The organism is Flavobacterium agricola (genome assembly GCF_025919725.1).
Lineage (GTDB): Bacteria > Bacteroidota > Bacteroidia > Flavobacteriales > Flavobacteriaceae > Flavobacterium > Flavobacterium agricola.
The window spans coordinates 884,600-899,425 of sequence record NZ_CP081495.1 but is presented as its reverse complement, the minus strand read 5'-3'; the positions used below and the strand labels follow the sequence as shown (position 1 = coordinate 899,425).

The 14,826-nt window shown below is 32.8% G+C and carries 17 protein-coding genes; 14 read left to right on the top strand and 3 right to left on the bottom strand.

All coding sequences use genetic code 11. The features are described 5' to 3' along the window. Window positions 1-2,454 carry a replication restart helicase PriA gene (gene priA, locus K5I29_RS04525; RefSeq protein WP_264434669.1) on the top strand — a complete coding sequence of 818 codons (2,454 nt, stop codon included), beginning with the start codon at window positions 1-3 and terminating at the stop codon, window positions 2,452-2,454. On the opposite strand, the gene K5I29_RS04520 is transcribed toward priA, so the two are convergent. Next, entirely contained in the window at window positions 2,451-3,149 is a 699-nt protein-coding gene (locus tag K5I29_RS04520) for a LytR/AlgR family response regulator transcription factor (protein WP_264434668.1), read from the bottom strand. The two genes, priA and K5I29_RS04520, sit on opposite strands and share 4 nt — an antisense overlap. Window positions 3,150-3,325: 176 nt before the next feature. Between K5I29_RS04520 and rpsF the strand changes: the two genes are divergently transcribed. The 6 genes from rpsF to K5I29_RS04490 all read left to right on the top strand — a co-directional run bounded on the left by rpsF (window position 3,326) and on the right by K5I29_RS04490 (window position 7,813). Beyond that, window positions 3,326-3,667 carry a 30S ribosomal protein S6 gene (gene rpsF / locus K5I29_RS04515; protein WP_264434667.1) on the top strand — a complete coding sequence of 114 codons (342 nt, stop codon included), beginning with the start codon at window positions 3,326-3,328 and terminating at the stop codon, window positions 3,665-3,667. A gap of 5 nt (window positions 3,668-3,672) precedes the next feature. Then, a complete protein-coding gene (gene rpsR, locus K5I29_RS04510) occupies window positions 3,673-3,969 on the top strand; it encodes a 30S ribosomal protein S18 (RefSeq protein ID WP_264434666.1) in 297 nt (98 codons plus the stop codon). A 63-nt stretch (window positions 3,970-4,032) separates the two neighbouring features. Next, the gene (gene rplI / locus K5I29_RS04505) at window positions 4,033-4,476 is read left to right on the top strand and encodes a 50S ribosomal protein L9 (RefSeq protein ID WP_264434665.1); all 444 of its coding nucleotides are present in this window, start codon (window positions 4,033-4,035) and stop codon (window positions 4,474-4,476) included. A gap of 92 nt (window positions 4,477-4,568) precedes the next feature. Continuing rightward, window positions 4,569-5,042 carry a DUF6495 family protein gene (locus K5I29_RS04500; RefSeq protein WP_264434664.1) on the top strand — a complete coding sequence of 158 codons (474 nt, stop codon included), beginning with the start codon at window positions 4,569-4,571 and terminating at the stop codon, window positions 5,040-5,042. A 79-nt stretch (window positions 5,043-5,121) separates the two neighbouring features. Further along, on the top strand, window positions 5,122-7,125 hold the full coding sequence (gene ligA / locus K5I29_RS04495; protein WP_264434662.1) for an NAD-dependent DNA ligase LigA: 2,004 nt from the start codon (window positions 5,122-5,124) through the stop codon (window positions 7,123-7,125). 292 nt (window positions 7,126-7,417) lie between these two features. Further along, window positions 7,418-7,813: a hypothetical protein gene (locus tag K5I29_RS04490; RefSeq protein ID WP_264434661.1), complete on the top strand. Its 396-nt coding sequence runs from the start codon at window positions 7,418-7,420 to the stop codon at window positions 7,811-7,813. An 18-nt stretch (window positions 7,814-7,831) separates the two neighbouring features. Here K5I29_RS04490 and K5I29_RS04485 read toward each other — a convergent pair whose 3' ends face one another. Both K5I29_RS04485 and K5I29_RS04480 read right to left on the bottom strand, forming a co-directional pair. Continuing rightward, window positions 7,832-8,749, bottom strand: coding sequence for a bifunctional metallophosphatase/5'-nucleotidase (locus K5I29_RS04485; RefSeq protein WP_264434660.1), 918 nt, complete (start codon window positions 8,747-8,749; stop codon window positions 7,832-7,834). A gap of 2 nt (window positions 8,750-8,751) precedes the next feature. Continuing rightward, entirely contained in the window at window positions 8,752-9,534 is a 783-nt protein-coding gene (locus K5I29_RS04480; protein ID WP_264434659.1) for a 5'-nucleotidase C-terminal domain-containing protein, read from the bottom strand. Window positions 9,535-9,576: 42 nt separating this feature from the next. Between K5I29_RS04480 and K5I29_RS04475 the strand changes: the two genes are divergently transcribed. The 7 genes from K5I29_RS04475 to porD all read left to right on the top strand — a co-directional run bounded on the left by K5I29_RS04475 (window position 9,577) and on the right by porD (window position 14,819). Then, window positions 9,577-10,074 carry a DUF6913 domain-containing protein gene (locus tag K5I29_RS04475; protein ID WP_264434658.1) on the top strand — a complete coding sequence of 166 codons (498 nt, stop codon included), beginning with the start codon at window positions 9,577-9,579 and terminating at the stop codon, window positions 10,072-10,074. A 1-nt stretch (window position 10,075) separates the two neighbouring features. Next, window positions 10,076-10,957, top strand: a complete 882-nt coding sequence (gene dapA, locus K5I29_RS04470) for a 4-hydroxy-tetrahydrodipicolinate synthase (RefSeq protein ID WP_264434657.1) — start codon at window positions 10,076-10,078, stop codon at window positions 10,955-10,957. Between the two features lie 27 nt (window positions 10,958-10,984). Continuing rightward, window positions 10,985-11,506, top strand: a complete 522-nt coding sequence (locus tag K5I29_RS04465; protein ID WP_264434656.1) for a ferritin — start codon at window positions 10,985-10,987, stop codon at window positions 11,504-11,506. Window positions 11,507-11,586: 80 nt separating this feature from the next. After that, complete coding sequence (locus K5I29_RS04460) at window positions 11,587-12,393, top strand: outer membrane protein assembly factor BamD (protein ID WP_264434655.1); 807 nt, start codon at window positions 11,587-11,589, stop codon at window positions 12,391-12,393. 8 nt (window positions 12,394-12,401) lie between these two features. Next, on the top strand, window positions 12,402-12,725 hold the full coding sequence (locus K5I29_RS04455; RefSeq protein ID WP_264434654.1) for a DNA-directed RNA polymerase subunit omega: 324 nt from the start codon (window positions 12,402-12,404) through the stop codon (window positions 12,723-12,725). Between the two features lie 8 nt (window positions 12,726-12,733). Further along, window positions 12,734-13,942, top strand: a complete 1,209-nt coding sequence (gene coaBC, locus K5I29_RS04450) for a bifunctional phosphopantothenoylcysteine decarboxylase/phosphopantothenate--cysteine ligase CoaBC (RefSeq protein ID WP_264434653.1) — start codon at window positions 12,734-12,736, stop codon at window positions 13,940-13,942. Beyond that, the gene (gene porD / locus K5I29_RS04445) at window positions 13,935-14,819 is read left to right on the top strand and encodes a type IX secretion system protein PorD (RefSeq protein ID WP_264434652.1); all 885 of its coding nucleotides are present in this window, start codon (window positions 13,935-13,937) and stop codon (window positions 14,817-14,819) included. Before coaBC ends, porD begins: the two co-directional genes overlap by 8 nt. Window positions 14,820-14,826: the final 7 nt, after the last annotated feature.

Here is a 14,826-nt window from a genome sequence, read left to right as displayed (position 1 = left end):
ATGTCGTTTTTTATAGATGTAATCATTCCTTTATCTTTACCACAAACATTTACATATCAAGTAACTTTAGCAGAATTTGAATTTTTAGATTCCGGCTTTCGCGTTATGGTTCCGTTTGGTAAAAATAAATATTACACCGCTTTGGTAACGGCCAAGCATCAAAACGCACTACAAAAATATGAGGCAAAAGATATTTTTTTAATTCTTGACGAGAAACCGCTTGTAACCCCACAGCAATTGCAACTTTGGCAATTTATTGCCGCGTATTATATGTGTAATATTGGCGATGTTTTTACAGCCGCAGTACCATCTGTTTTTTTATTACAAAGCGAAACTGTGGTGCAAATAAATGCAGAAGAACAAATTTCGATCGAAAATTTAACCGATAACGAATATCTAATTGTTCAAGCGTTAGAACAACAAGCATCTTTAAAAATTACAGAAATTCAGCAAATTTTAAATAAAAAAGATGTTTTTAAACCCGTTCAATCGCTTTTAGAAAAGCAAGTTATTACGCTGGCCGAAACCGTGGTAGAAAAATACAAGCCTAAACAACTTAAATATATTCAATTGGCAGCTGAATTTGCCAACGATAAAGCCGGATTAGCTAATTTGTTAGCCATGCTTAATCGTTCAGAAAAACAGCGCCAATTGGTTTTGGCTTATTATCAATTAATTGCAACCAACAAACAAGTTTTAGCTAAAGATTTAATAGAAAAAAGTCAAACGTCAAGCGCGGTTTTGCGTACCATGGTAACCAAAAATATATTCGAAGAATATTTTGAAAATCAAGACCGTGTTGTTTTTGATGCTGCAGTTCAAACCCAAATTAATTTGTCTAAAGCACAAACCATTGCGTTGAATCAAATTCAAGAATCGTTTTCAGATCATACAACAACTTTATTGCACGGTGTAACTGCATCGGGTAAAACCGAAATTTACATCAAGTTAATCGAACAATATCTTGCTCAAAATAAACAAATTTTATTTTTGTTGCCCGAAATTGCTTTAACCACGCAATTGGTTAGCCGTTTAACTGCTTATTTCGGTAACGATGTTGCGGTATATCATTCCAAATATTCCAATAACGAAAGGGCCGAAGTTTGGCAGCAAGTTTTAGAACAATCTCCAAAAGCTAAAGTTGTTATTGGCGCGCGTTCAGCTATATTTTTACCTTTTTCTAATTTAGGGTTGATAGTGATTGACGAAGAACACGAGCAAACCTATAAACAATTTGATCCTGCGCCGCGTTATCACGCGCGCGATACGGCTATTATGTTGGCTCATATTCACCAGGCAAAAGTTTTGTTAGGTTCGGCAACGCCAAGTTTAGAAACGTATTACAATACCGTGCAAAAAAAATACGGAAAGGTTGAGTTAACTAAACGTTTTAACAATGTTGTTTTGCCTGATATTGAACTGATTGACTTAACTGAAAAATACAAACGCAAGCAAATGATTGGTCATTTTAGTGATAAAATGATTGATGCCATTCGTGATAAATTGGCTTTAGGCGAACAGGTTATTGTTTTGCAAAATCGCCGTGGTTATTCGCCGTATGTAGAATGTAATGCTTGTGGCAATGTGCCGCATTGCGTAAACTGCGATGTAAGCTTAACGTATTATAAGTTTTCGGGTAATTTAAGATGTAATTACTGCGGACATACCGAATCGTTTGTTAAACGCTGTGTAAAATGCCATGCAACCGATGTAAATACTAAAGGTTTTGGTACCGAGCAAATCGAATCTGAATTGCTTGAATTTTTTCCGAACATTAAAATTGCTCGTATGGATCAAGATACAACACGAGGTAAAAATGCATTCGAGAAAATGTTAGATCAATTTAAAAATAAAGAAATTGATGTTTTAGTTGGTACCCAAATGTTAGCTAAAGGTTTGCATTTTGATAATGTAACTTTGGTTTGTGTGCCTAATGCAGACAATATGCTACATATTCCAGATTTCAGATCGCACGAGCGCGCTTTTCAGTTATTGGTTCAGGTTGCAGGTAGGGCAGGACGTGCCGATAAAAAAGGTTTGGTAATGATACAAACCTATAATCCTTACCATAATGTTATTCAGCAAGTTTGTAATAATGACTATTTGGGCATGTATAAAGAACAGCTGTACGAGCGATCTAACTTTAAATATCCACCATTTTATAGGCTAATTAAAATAACCTTAAAGCATAAAGATGTGCAAAAGCTTAAATCGGGCTCGTTTTGGTTGTACAATGCTTTAATGCAGCAGTTTCCGAATTTTCAAATATTAGGACCTGAAGAACCTGCGGTTAATAAAATTAAAAATGAGTACATACGTACCATTCTTTTTAAAATTTCAAATAAAGAGCATTTAGGCAACACAAAAAAAACTTTGCAACGTACCTTGCAAAGTTTTGATAGCATTTCCGAATATCGAAGTATAAAAATCAGCTTAAATGTAGATTTTTATTAAGATAGGTTTTCTATAAATCTAAAAAGCTCGTCTTTTTTATTACGGCTTAACGGAATTTTAGATGCGCCAATCTCTGCAAATTTGCTATTAAACTTGTCTATTTTATCTACGTTTACAATAAATGATTTATGTACACGAATAAACTTTTCATTAGGCAATTCTTGTTCAAATGATTTCATAGTAGCTAAAACCAAATGATTTTCAGTATCTGTAATAATTTTTACATAATCGCCATAAGCTTCAATCCATTTAATTCTAGAAATGTAAAGTTTTAGTTTCTTTAAATTACTTTTAATAAATATAAAAGGATTCTCCTCGTCAGAATTTTCTTTACTTAACGATATTAAGCCCAAAGCTTTTTTAACCGCTTGGTTAAAACGCTCTCTGCTAAAAGGTTTTTGTAAATAATCTGTTGCCGAATAATCAAAAGCTTTAACAGCATACTCTGCTTTAGAGGTAATAAAAATAACTTGTGGTTTTACTTTTAATCCGTCTAATAAATCAAAACCATTAATAATTGGCATTTCAATATCTAAAAACACCAAATGTACATCTTGGTTTGAGATGCAGTTCTTGGCTTCTAACGCGTTAGAAAACTCCCCAATTAACGTTAAATTAGGATTGTCGTTTACTAGGCGTACTATGGTTTGTCGCTGAACATTACTGTCATCAACAACAATACAGTTAATTTTCATGGTGAATGGGTTTGTTAATAGTAATAATATCAATACAATATAAACAAAAAACGTAGTACTTTAGTATGTTTTTAAGAAAATAATTTTTACAACGATTTATTGTGCGAAAAATTTTAATACTTAGAAAAAAGCTTTATATTTGCACCCGATTATAAAAACATTAAAAGTTTAGTATTATGAATCATTATGAAACTGTTTTCATTTTGAATCCCGTTTTATCTGAAACTCAGGTAAAGGAAACAGTAGCAAAATTCGAAGAATTTCTTGCTTCTAAAGGGGCTCAAATGGTATCTAAAGAAGATTGGGGCTTAAAAAAATTAGCTTACGAAATTCAACACAAAAAAAGTGGTTTTTATCACTTATTTGAGTTCAAAGCGCCAGGAGATGCGCTTATCAATTTAGAAACTGAATTCCGTCGCGACGAGCGCGTTATGCGTTTCTTAACTGTAGCATTAGACAAAGACGCTATTGCTTGGGCTGAAAGAAGAAGAGAGAAATTAAAAACTAAAAAAGCGTAATTATCATGTCATCAATTGAGCAATCTGCAAAAGGTAAAAAAGACGGAGATATTAGATATTTAACGCCTTTAAACATTGAAACAAACAAAGCAAAGAAATATTGCCGTTTCAAAAAATCAGGAATCAAATACATCGATTATAAAGATGCTGATTTCTTATTAAAATTCGTTAACGAGCAAGGTAAAATTTTACCTCGTCGTTTAACAGGTACATCATTAAAGTACCAACGTAAAGTTTCTGTTGCTGTTAAAAGAGCACGTCACTTAGCGTTAATGCCATATGTGGCAGATTTATTAAAATAATCTATTAAAATTTAGTTGTTGGTTTTTTTTAAACCTAACTTCTACACTAAAAAGGACATCAACATGGAAATTATCTTAAAACAAGACGTTCAAAACTTAGGTTTTAAAGATGATGTAGTTACTGTTAAACCAGGATACGGTCGTAACTACTTAATCCCTCAAGGATTTGCTATTTTAGCAACACCTTCAGCTAAAAAAGTTTTAGCTGAAAACTTAAAGCAAAAAGCGCACAAAGAAGCTAAAGTTATTGCTGATGCTACTGCAATTGCAGAAGCTATTAAAGCTTTAGATATTAAAATTACTGCTAAAGCAGGAGGTGAAAAATTATTCGGTTCTATTACTAATGCTAACATTGCTGAAGCTTTAGAAGCTAACGGTCATGCAATCGAAAGAAAATATATCACTTCTGGTGTTATCAAACGTATCGGTAAATACAATGCTACTGTTCGTTTACACCGTAATGTTATTGTTGAATTACCATACGAAATTATTGCTGAACAAGCTTAATTTTTATGTAGTTATACAAAATAAAACCTTCTCTTATCGAGAAGGTTTTTTTATTTATAGATACATTGTATCTTTGTAAAAATTTTTCATTAATGAAATATACCAGACTCACAAAAGAACAATTTGAAGAGCTAAATCAGGAGTTTTCTAATTTTTTAGCTTCTCAACAAATAGATAAAAACGAATGGGATGCTATAAAAAAAAATAGCCCAGAAGTTGCCGAACAAGAATTGGATGTTTTTTCAGATTTAATCTGGGAAGGAGTTTTAACAAATGCTAAATATTTAGAACATTTTGCTAAAAATTATATTTTTTTGTTTGAATGTACCGAAGTTTACATGAGCACCATCATTATAAAAGCATTAGTTCCGGATGTTGATTTTTTAACAAAAGCAGGATTGGAATGGTTGGGCGATCATTTGTTTACTGAATTTGTTGAAATTCATCGTGGAAACAAAGTTTTTGATGACGAACGTAACTTAGATATTTTTAAAGTTATTCAGCAAGGCGCTATTTTGTCAGACGGTGCTTTGTATCAAGACGTTTACAATATGCTAGAAAAATAAATACAGCTTGCTGTATATAAAAAATGAATAAAAATGGTTAAATTAGAAGCACAAATCTAATTTAACCATTTTTTTATATATGACTGTTTTAGAGCAGATTCAGCAACTTAGATCCGAATTACACCAACATAATTATCAGTATTACATTTTAGATCAACCTGTAATTTCTGACTTTGATTTCGATCAAAAATTAAAACAATTACAAGCTTTAGAAAACGCAAATCCAGAATTTTTTGATCCCAATTCACCAACGCAACGTGTTGGAGGAGCGGTTACCAAAAATTTTGAAACGGTTGAACACGAATATCGCATGTATTCGCTAGATAATTCGTATTCTGAAGCCGATTTGTTAGATTGGGAAGCTCGAATTCAGAAAATGCTTGGTAATGTGCCTATTCAGTATGTTTGTGAATTAAAATACGATGGTGCATCAATCAGTATTACTTATGAAAATGGTAAGTTATTACGTGCTGTTACGCGTGGAGATGGCTTTCAGGGCGACGATGTAACGGCAAACGTTAAAACCATTTCATCTGTTCCGCTGCAATTGCATGGCGATTATCCATCAAAATTTGATATTCGAGGCGAAATTGTTTTACCGATCGCCGGGTTTAATAAAATGAACGAAGCGCTTTTAGATATTGGTGAGCAACCGTATTCCAATCCAAGAAATACAGCGTCAGGTAGTTTAAAGCTTCAAGATAGTGCCGAAGTGGCAAAGCGCCCGTTAGAATGTTTGCTTTACAATACAGTAGGTATTAATCACGAACTCGATTCGCAGTTTACCGCGTTGCAAAAAGCCAGAAACTGGGGTTTTAATGTACCGCAACATTCTATTTTAGCGAATTCGATTGCCGAAGTTTTAGCTTTTATTGCACATTGGGATGTTGCACGTCATGATTTACCTTATGAAACAGACGGTGTTGTTGTAAAAGTAAATAATTTTAACCAGCAAGAAGAATTAGGTTATACAGCCAAAGCACCACGTTGGGCTATTGCTTATAAATTTAAGGCAGAACAAGTTTCTACCATTTTAGAATCTATTACCTATCAAGTTGGGCGTACCGGCGCTATAACTCCGGTTGCTAATTTAAAACCCGTACAATTGGCTGGAACTATTGTAAAACGTGCCTCATTACATAATGCCGATCAGATTGAAAAATTAGATTTACGTTTAAGTGACGAAGTTTATGTAGAAAAAGGAGGCGAAATTATTCCTAAAATTATCGGAGTTGTAGACCCTACAAAACGTGACATTTTCTCTATTCCGGTAATATACATTACACATTGTCCGGAATGTAACACAGAATTAATACGTAAAGAAGGTGAAGCCCAGCATTATTGCCCAAATTACAACGGATGTGCTCCGCAAATAATTGGTAGAATTCAGCATTTTATTTCGCGCAAAGCCATGGATATTGAAGGGCTTGGTGGCGAAACTGTTGCTTTGTTGTATAAAAGCAACTTGGTTACCAGCTATGCGGATTTATATGAATTAAAAAAGGAACAAGTACTACCGTTAGAGCGAATGGCTGAAAAATCGGCAGAAAATTTAATTACCGGAATCGAAAAATCAAAACAAGTTCCTTTTGAACGCGTGCTATTTGCAATAGGAATTCGTTATGTAGGTGAAACGGTTGCTAAAAAATTGGCGCAGCATTATAAAAATATTGATAATTTAATGCAAGCCACGCATTTAGAATTGATTTTAGTTGATGAGATTGGTGATCGTATTGCCGAAAGCGTTGTGCAATTTTTTGCTGATGCAGATAATAAATTGCTGATTCAGCGTTTAAAACAATACGGATTGCAATTTGAAATTGTTGAAAAAGAATTGGTGTTAGAATCTACTGTTTTTTCAGGAAAAACTTTTGTAGTTTCAGGTGTTTTTACCAAGTATTCTCGAGATCAAATTAAAGCTGTGATTGAAGCAAATGGCGGTAAAGTTGGAAGCTCTATTTCATCTAAAACCCATTATGTAGTTGCTGGAGATAATATGGGGCCAGCTAAATTAGAAAAAGCAAATAAACTTAATATTCCTATACTGAGTGAAGTGGAGTTCGATACATTACTTACGAATTGATTTTAAAAAAAATCCGGCGCTAATTTTGTTTAGCATTGCTAGTTTAACTTATATTTTAGCCGGAATTTACCAGCTCGAATTACTGATTTTAATCTCTAAATCGTTAATCGTGCCATCAATTTTATTGTATTATATTCAAGGTTGTAAAGCTCCAGAAAACTTTGTTGTTTTTTTGTTTTTAATTTTTTTTTCGGCTGATATTGTATTAATAACAAAGCCAGAAAATTCTTTAAGTTGGGTTATTTGCCTTTATATTTTAAGTTTTATAGTTATATTATTTAGCATTGTTAAAATGTTAAAAGAAGATAATAAGGAACTGATAACTAAAAAGAAAGTTTACAATATTGTAGGAATTGTTTTTATATATCTGTTTATTTACTTTCAGTTTATCGATTTTATTTTTGTTTTAAATTTTGAATATAAACCGCTGTATTTAGTTGCAAGTGTTATATTACTGCTTATGTCTATTTTAACTACGGTTTCATTTATATTAAAGCGAACCATGAAAAAAACGCTACTTTTAATAGCTATTTTTATGATGATTTGTTCTAGCTTTATTTACGTGTGTCAAATTTATTACGTTGAAATAGAATCGTTATATTTCTGGTCTTTAATAACACAAAGTATTTTTTACTTTTTTCTGATAAATTATTACTTAATAAATAATAAAAAAGAAGAAGCGGTTTAAAAACCGCTTCTTCTTTTTTTATATCTTTATGCTAATGCCTTCATGGCCAATTTTTTTATTGGTATCGTCTAAATACAAATCAATTTTACCAAGGTTTATGCCGTAAGCTCCAACTTGGTTTACTAAAACCTCTTTGCCTACTTTATTCTTTTTAATCACAGGTTTGTCTAAAAACGTATGAGTATGTCCGCCAATAATAACATCAATACCCTCGGTTTGTTCGGCTAAAATTAAATCACAAATTTTATCGGGTTCGTTATTAAATTTAAAACCTAAATGCGAAAGGCATATAACTACATCACAATTTTCTTCGTTGCGTAATGTATTGGTAATGGTTGTAGCAACTTCAATCGGATCTAAATAAATAGTTTCTCCAAAGCTTTTCTTATCTACTAAACCTTCTAATTCAATTCCTAATCCAAAAACACCAATTCTAACACCATCTTTTTCAATAACTTTATAAGGTTTAATCATGCCTTTTAAAATAGTATTCGAAAAATCGTAATTCGCGTTTACAATATCAAACTGAGCGTTAGGTAATTGTGCTAAAATACCTTCTAATCCATTATCAAATTCATGGTTGCCAATGGTTGCTACATCATAACCCAACATGTTCATTAGCTTAAATTCTAATTCTCCGCCGTAGTAATTAAAATAGGGCGTACCCTGAAACATATCTCCAGCATCTAATAACAAAACATTATCTTCTTCTTCACGGATTTTAGAAACCAAAGTTGCTCGACGAGCAACGCCGCCCATATTCGGGTTTAATGGATGATCTGCCGGAAAAGCTTCAATATGACTGTGCGTGTCGTTGGTATGTAATATGGTTATTTTTTTAGGTTTTTTATCAGTAAAGCTGCTTAAAGATATACCGCCCAAAGATAATAGGGCAGAAGTTGCTAAGGTATTTTTAATAAAATTTCTTCTTTTCATAACTATTCAAAAATAAAAATAGATTGCTTAATTACTGGTAACGTATCAACTTTTTTAAAATAATCAATAGTTATATCTCGCAGTTTGTAGTTTAAATCGTGTTTTTGCACCGCATCGTTAAAGAAAACCATGTAATCGCCGCCGTTTACTAAATAATCGTTGGTTGCCACGTGATAAATTTTATCTTTTTCAACTTCAACTCCTTTTATTTTAATTGATTTAGGCTGATTGGTTTGCTGATCTACAACAATTTGAATGTTATGTAACGGATGCGGTTTTTGTTCACGTAGCAAATATTCAACCATTTTATAAATGGTTTCGCCTTTTAATTCGGCTACATACAAGCTGTTTTCAAACGGCATGACTTCAAAAGCATTTCGCATCTTAACTTCACCAGCCGGAATTATAGCACGAATACCGCCGTGGTTTAACAAACACATGTCAATTTCGTTTCCTGTGCGTGCTTTGTAAATTGGGTTTCCGGCTTCTTCAACAAAAACAGCAAATAAATCACCAATATTTGTTTGCCATTTTCCGTTAGCTTTGTCGTAAACAACGCTTGCATGGGTTAAAACGGTGTTCATATCCGTATCAATTTTGTTTTTGTAAGGAGCAATAAATTCTAAAATTTCAGCATTTTCTGAATAATCTGAATTAATTGGAATGTTTTTTGCTTCAATGCCCGTGGTTTGAAAACTTTGTTGGGCACAACCAGAAATTGCTAAACTTGCTAATAAACTAAAATTTATTGCAAACAAACGGTTGTACTTTACTAATTTTGCCATAATTAAAAGAATCATTTTATAATCATCAAAATTACTATGTTTTTGAATGTAACGAAGAATTTTTTTCTAAAAAAAAATATAAGAAAAAAAAAGCATGTTATTCCTGCTTCTAATAAGGCTGTTTTGGTGGTTTTAAACGTTTATGCTATAACTAATCTACAACAATTAGAAACCGAATTAAAAAATTCGATTTTAAAAAACTACACGGTTACCTTTGTGTATTTTGATGCCGATAAAAAAGAGGAAGATGCATCTAATCCGAATTACATCACGCAAAAATCCTTTAATTGGAAAGCGCAACTTATTAATACGCAAACTAAAGCACTTTTAAAACAAGAATATAAGCTTTGTATCTGTTTTTCGCCATCAAATAAATATGTTAATAAAATTATAAATGGAGTTCCGGCATCGTATAAATTTGAAATTACTGACCAACGTAATGATATTTTTGATGTATCTTTGATTAGCTCCACAGCAACTTATGCGGATCAATTACCCGCATTACAAAAAATTTTAAAATCATTTAACCTTATATCTTAACATGCAAAAGTTTGTAGGAACCGGTGTTGCATTAGTAACGCCTTTTAAAAAGGATTTTTCTGTAGATACAGAAGCTTTAGTACGCATTGTAAACCACGTTATTGACGGTGGTGTTGAATATTTAGTAGTTTTAGGAACTACTGCAGAATCAGCAACTTTAACAGCTGAAGAAAAAGAATTGGTTATTAAAACCGTTTTACAAGCAAATAACAAACGTTTACCCGTAGTTTTAGGTGTTGGAGGAAATAATACAGCCGAAGTTGTAAACGAATTAAAAACACGCAATTTTGAAGGGATTGATGCTATTCTTTCGGTATCGCCTTATTACAACAAACCAACGCAAGAAGGAATTTACCAACATTTTAAAGCAATCGGCGAAAATTCTCCAGTTCCGGTAATTATTTACAACGTTCCAGGACGTACCGGTTCTAATGTTTTACCAGCAACGGTAATTCGTTTAGCAAATGATGTAAAAAATATTATTGCTATTAAAGAAGCAGCTGGTGATTTGGTTCAAGCCATGAAAATAATTCAACACAAACCCGAAGGTTTTTTAGTTATTTCTGGTGATGATATGATTACTTTACCAATGGTTTTAGCTGGTGGTGCCGGTGTTATTTCGGTAATAGGTGAGGGCTACCCAAAACAATTTTCGGAAATGGTTCGTTTAGGTTTGCTACATAAAGTTGCCGACGCTTACGCGTTACATTACCAAATTGCAGATTCTATTGATATGATTTTTGAGCAAGGTAACCCTGCCGGTATTAAAGAAATTTTTAAAGCGTTAAACCTTTGCGAAAATACGGTGCGTTTGCCTTTAGTAAACGTAAACGATGATTTGGCAAAAAGATTAGCCAATTTTACAAAAAATATTATATCTTAGAAGCTTTAAGTTAAAAACTAAATAAATATGTTAGGAAAATCAGTCGAAACCGCTTTAAATAATCAAATCCGTGTAGAAGGAGATTCTTCTCAAATATATTTAGCCATGGCATCATGGGCCGAAGTTAAAGGGTTTGAAGGGATTGCAACTTTTATGTACAAACAAGCAGATGAAGAACGTTTGCATATGTTAAAACTTATAAAATACGTAAACCAACGTGGTGGCGAAGCTGTAATACCAGCTGTTTCTAAGCCAGAATTAGATCATTCGTCATTCAAAACGCTTTTTACACAATTGTTTGAGCACGAGGTTTATGTATCTAAATGCATTAACGAATTGGTACATATTTCATTACAAGAAAAAGATTATGCAACTCATAACTTTTTACAATGGTATGTTTCTGAACAAATTGAAGAAGAAGCTACTGCACGTACAATTTTAGATAAAATTAATTTAATTGGTGATGATAAAGGTGGGCTTTATTTGTTTGATAATGATATGAAAACTTTTTCAGGACAAACAAATGCTGCAAATTCAGCGCAAGCCTAATAATTTATTTTATTTATCCATTAAAAATATTTAATTTTGCATTCGCATTTTGACCAGCGATGCGTGTTGTATAAAAATTTATGAAAAAATATATAATTGCTTTATCTATAACTGCTGTTTTAAGCTCTTGTAGTCAATACCAAAAAACGCTAAAATCTGAAGACAAGGCTAAAAAATATGAGTTAGGTACCGAACTTTTTAACAAAGGGAAGTACAACAAAGCCATACGTTTGTATGAGCAAGTTACAGGCACATATCGCGGTAGGCCATCGGGTGAAGCTTTATTTTACAGACTTTCAAAAGCATACTACGAAACGAAACAGTATTATTTAGCTGCCGAGCAATTCAAATCGTTCATTAACGGATATCCAACTTCAGAAAAGCGAGAAGAAGCTATGTTTTTACGTGGTAAAGCATATACGCTTGTTTCTCCTGTTTATTCTCAAGATCAAAGTGATACGTATTTAGCGATTGAAACTTTGCAAGCTTTTATTGATGCTTATCCGGATTCAGAGCAAATTGCTGAAGCAAACCAGCTTATGGAAAATATGACCGAGAAGTTAGAACGTAAAGCTTTCGAAATTGCTAATCAGTACAATACTATTGGTGAATACACACGCAATTATAACGCATCAATTGTCGCTATAGATAATTTTTTGATTGATTATCCAGGCTCTAAATATAAGGAAGACGCTTTGTTTTCTAAATTTGATTCGCTATATAAACTTGCGATCAACAGTGTTGAAGATAAAAAAGAAGAACGCTTGCGTAAAGCAGCTGATGCCTATAATGCTTTTATAGAATCATATACTGATTCAAAATACAAAAACAAAGCCGATAATATGATTGAAACGGTTAATAACGAATTAGAAAAATACTCAAATTAAATAGAATCATGGATTTAAAAAAGACCACTGCTCCTGTAAATACTGTTACTTACAATAAATCAAAAATTGAAGAGCCAACAGGAAACATTTACGAAGCTATTACTATTATTGCAAAAAGAGCAAGTCAAATTAATTCTGAAATTAAAAAAGAGTTAATTGAAAAATTAGATGAGTTTGCTACTTACAACGACAGCTTAGAAGAAGTTTTTGAAAATAAAGAGCAAATTGAAGTTTCTAAATATTATGAAAAATTACCAAAACCACACGCTTTAGCAGTGGAGGAATGGTTAAATGATAAAATTTATTTTAATAGAGATTCAGACTCTAAATAAAAAATAAAATGAGTGTTTTAAGCGGAAAAAAAATATTGCTTGGTATTTCAGGTGGAATTGCCGCATATAAAACTACAACTTTAGTAAGATTATTTATAAAAGCAGGAGCCGAGGTACAAGTTATCATGACTCCTGCTTCTATGGCTTTTGTTACTCCCTTAAGTTTGTCTACGTTATCTAAAAAGCCTGTTTATTCTACCTTTTATAGCGAAGAACATACTGAAGCACAATGGAACAATCATGTAGAATTAGCCTTATGGGCTGATTTTATGCTTATAGCCCCAGCTACTGCTAATACATTGGCTAAAATGGCTTACGGAATTTGTGATAATTTATTGCTTGCAACTTACTTATCTGCTAAATGCAAAGTTTATTTTGCTCCAGCAATGGATTTAGATATGTACGCACATCCATCAACGGCTACCAATTTAAATACCTTACAATCTTTTGGAAATGTTATGATTCCTGCCGAATTTGGCGAACTAGCAAGTGGACTCGTTGGGCAAGGAAGAATGGCTGAACCAGAAAACATTGTGGCCCGAATTGAGGCCGATTTAAGTGCTACATTACCATTACAAGGAAAAAAAGTTTTAGTTACAGCAGGACCAACCTACGAACCGATTGATCCGGTTCGTTTTATAGGCAACCATTCAACCGGTAAAATGGGATATGATATTGCTGATCAAGCAGCAAAAATGGGTGCACAAGTAATTTTAATTTCTGGCCCAAGTAATTTGGCGCCTAAAAATAATAATGTACAAGTAATTCGCGTTGTTTCTTGTGAGCAAATGTACAAAGCTTGCCATCAATATTTTGCTACCTCAGATGTAGCTATTGCAGCGGCAGCTGTTGCAGACTATAAGCCCAAACATGTTGCAAGCGAAAAAATTAAAAAATCGGATGCAGATTTTACCATAGAATTAGAAAAAAATCCCGATATTTTAGCTTCTTTAGGAAAGATTAAAAAACAGCAATTTTTAATTGGTTTTGCGCTTGAAACAGAAAACGAGATAGAGCATGCCAAGCAAAAAATAACAAAGAAAAATTTAGATTTAATTGTTCTAAATTCTTTAAAAGATGAAGGTGCTGGTTTTGGTAAACCAACTAATAAAGTAACTTTTATTGATGCTAATTTTAATTTAGAACCTATTGAATTAAAATCGAAAGAAGAAGTTGCTGCAGATATTATCAATAAAGTAATCAATCATTATGCGTAAAATATATACTGTTGTTTTATTATTGTTGGCGCAATGGGGCAATGCACAAGAACTTAAATGTAACGTTCAAGTAAATTACAACCAAATAACCAATGCGAATCCTCAGGTTTTCCGTACGTTGCAAACGCAACTTACCGATTTCATGAACAACACAAAATGGACCAACAGAATATATACACCGGTTGAATTGATAGATTGTTCTATGTATATTACCGTTAATTCATACGATAATAATATTTTAAACAGCACCATTCAAATTCAATCATCACGCCCGGGGTACAATTCTACATACAGCTCCCCGGTTTTAAATATGCACGATCGTGATTTTACGTTTGATTATATTGAGAATCAACAACTAAATTTTAATAAAGATTTATACAGCTCAGAACTTGCATCAACTTTGGCTTTTTATGCTTATGTAATTATTGGGCTTGATGCCGATACGTTTGCATTAAACGGCGGAGAAAGTTCATTAAAAACAGCACAAAATATTGTAAACGTAGCACAATCTTCTGGACGTTCTGGGTGGATTCAAGGTGATAATCGTCAAAATCGATATTATTTTATTACCGATTTAATGGCGCCGAATTTCGAAGCGTTCAGAAAATCTTTATTTGGATATCATTTGCACGGCATTGATGCAATGGCAGATAATACAAAAAAAGGAAAAGAACAAATTAAAAAAGCAGTTTTAGATTTAAATGCTTTGCACGGATCGCGTCCAAATTCTTATTTAATGCGCGTGTTTTTTGATGCCAAAGCTACTGAAATTGTTGATGTTTTTTCTGGCGGACCAGAAATTGCTACTTCCGATTTAAAAGAAACTTTATCTAGAATTTCGCCTCAAAATAGCGCGAAATGGAATCAAATTAAATAACGGATAA

Excerpts from the sequence above, each read along its gene's own strand:
- priA (WP_264434669.1), top strand. The coding sequence starts at position 1 with ATGTCGTTTTTTATAGATGTAATCATTCCTTTATCTTTACCACAAACA.
- K5I29_RS04520 (WP_264434668.1), bottom strand. The coding sequence starts at position 3,149 with ATGAAAATTAACTGTATTGTTGTTGATGACAGTAATGTTCAGCGACAA.
- rpsF (WP_264434667.1), top strand. The coding sequence starts at position 3,326 with ATGAATCATTATGAAACTGTTTTCATTTTGAATCCCGTTTTATCTGAA.
- rpsR (WP_264434666.1), top strand. The coding sequence starts at position 3,673 with ATGTCATCAATTGAGCAATCTGCAAAAGGTAAAAAAGACGGAGATATT.
- rplI (WP_264434665.1), top strand. The coding sequence starts at position 4,033 with ATGGAAATTATCTTAAAACAAGACGTTCAAAACTTAGGTTTTAAAGAT.
- K5I29_RS04500 (WP_264434664.1), top strand. The coding sequence starts at position 4,569 with ATGAAATATACCAGACTCACAAAAGAACAATTTGAAGAGCTAAATCAG.
- ligA (WP_264434662.1), top strand. The coding sequence starts at position 5,122 with ATGACTGTTTTAGAGCAGATTCAGCAACTTAGATCCGAATTACACCAA.
- K5I29_RS04490 (WP_264434661.1), top strand. The coding sequence starts at position 7,418 with ATGTTAAAAGAAGATAATAAGGAACTGATAACTAAAAAGAAAGTTTAC.
- K5I29_RS04485 (WP_264434660.1), bottom strand. The coding sequence starts at position 8,749 with ATGAAAAGAAGAAATTTTATTAAAAATACCTTAGCAACTTCTGCCCTA.
- K5I29_RS04480 (WP_264434659.1), bottom strand. The coding sequence starts at position 9,534 with ATGGCAAAATTAGTAAAGTACAACCGTTTGTTTGCAATAAATTTTAGT.
- dapA (WP_264434657.1), top strand. The coding sequence starts at position 10,076 with ATGCAAAAGTTTGTAGGAACCGGTGTTGCATTAGTAACGCCTTTTAAA.
- K5I29_RS04465 (WP_264434656.1), top strand. The coding sequence starts at position 10,985 with ATGTTAGGAAAATCAGTCGAAACCGCTTTAAATAATCAAATCCGTGTA.
- K5I29_RS04460 (WP_264434655.1), top strand. The coding sequence starts at position 11,587 with ATGAAAAAATATATAATTGCTTTATCTATAACTGCTGTTTTAAGCTCT.
- K5I29_RS04455 (WP_264434654.1), top strand. The coding sequence starts at position 12,402 with ATGGATTTAAAAAAGACCACTGCTCCTGTAAATACTGTTACTTACAAT.
- coaBC (WP_264434653.1), top strand. The coding sequence starts at position 12,734 with ATGAGTGTTTTAAGCGGAAAAAAAATATTGCTTGGTATTTCAGGTGGA.
- porD (WP_264434652.1), top strand. The coding sequence starts at position 13,935 with ATGCGTAAAATATATACTGTTGTTTTATTATTGTTGGCGCAATGGGGC.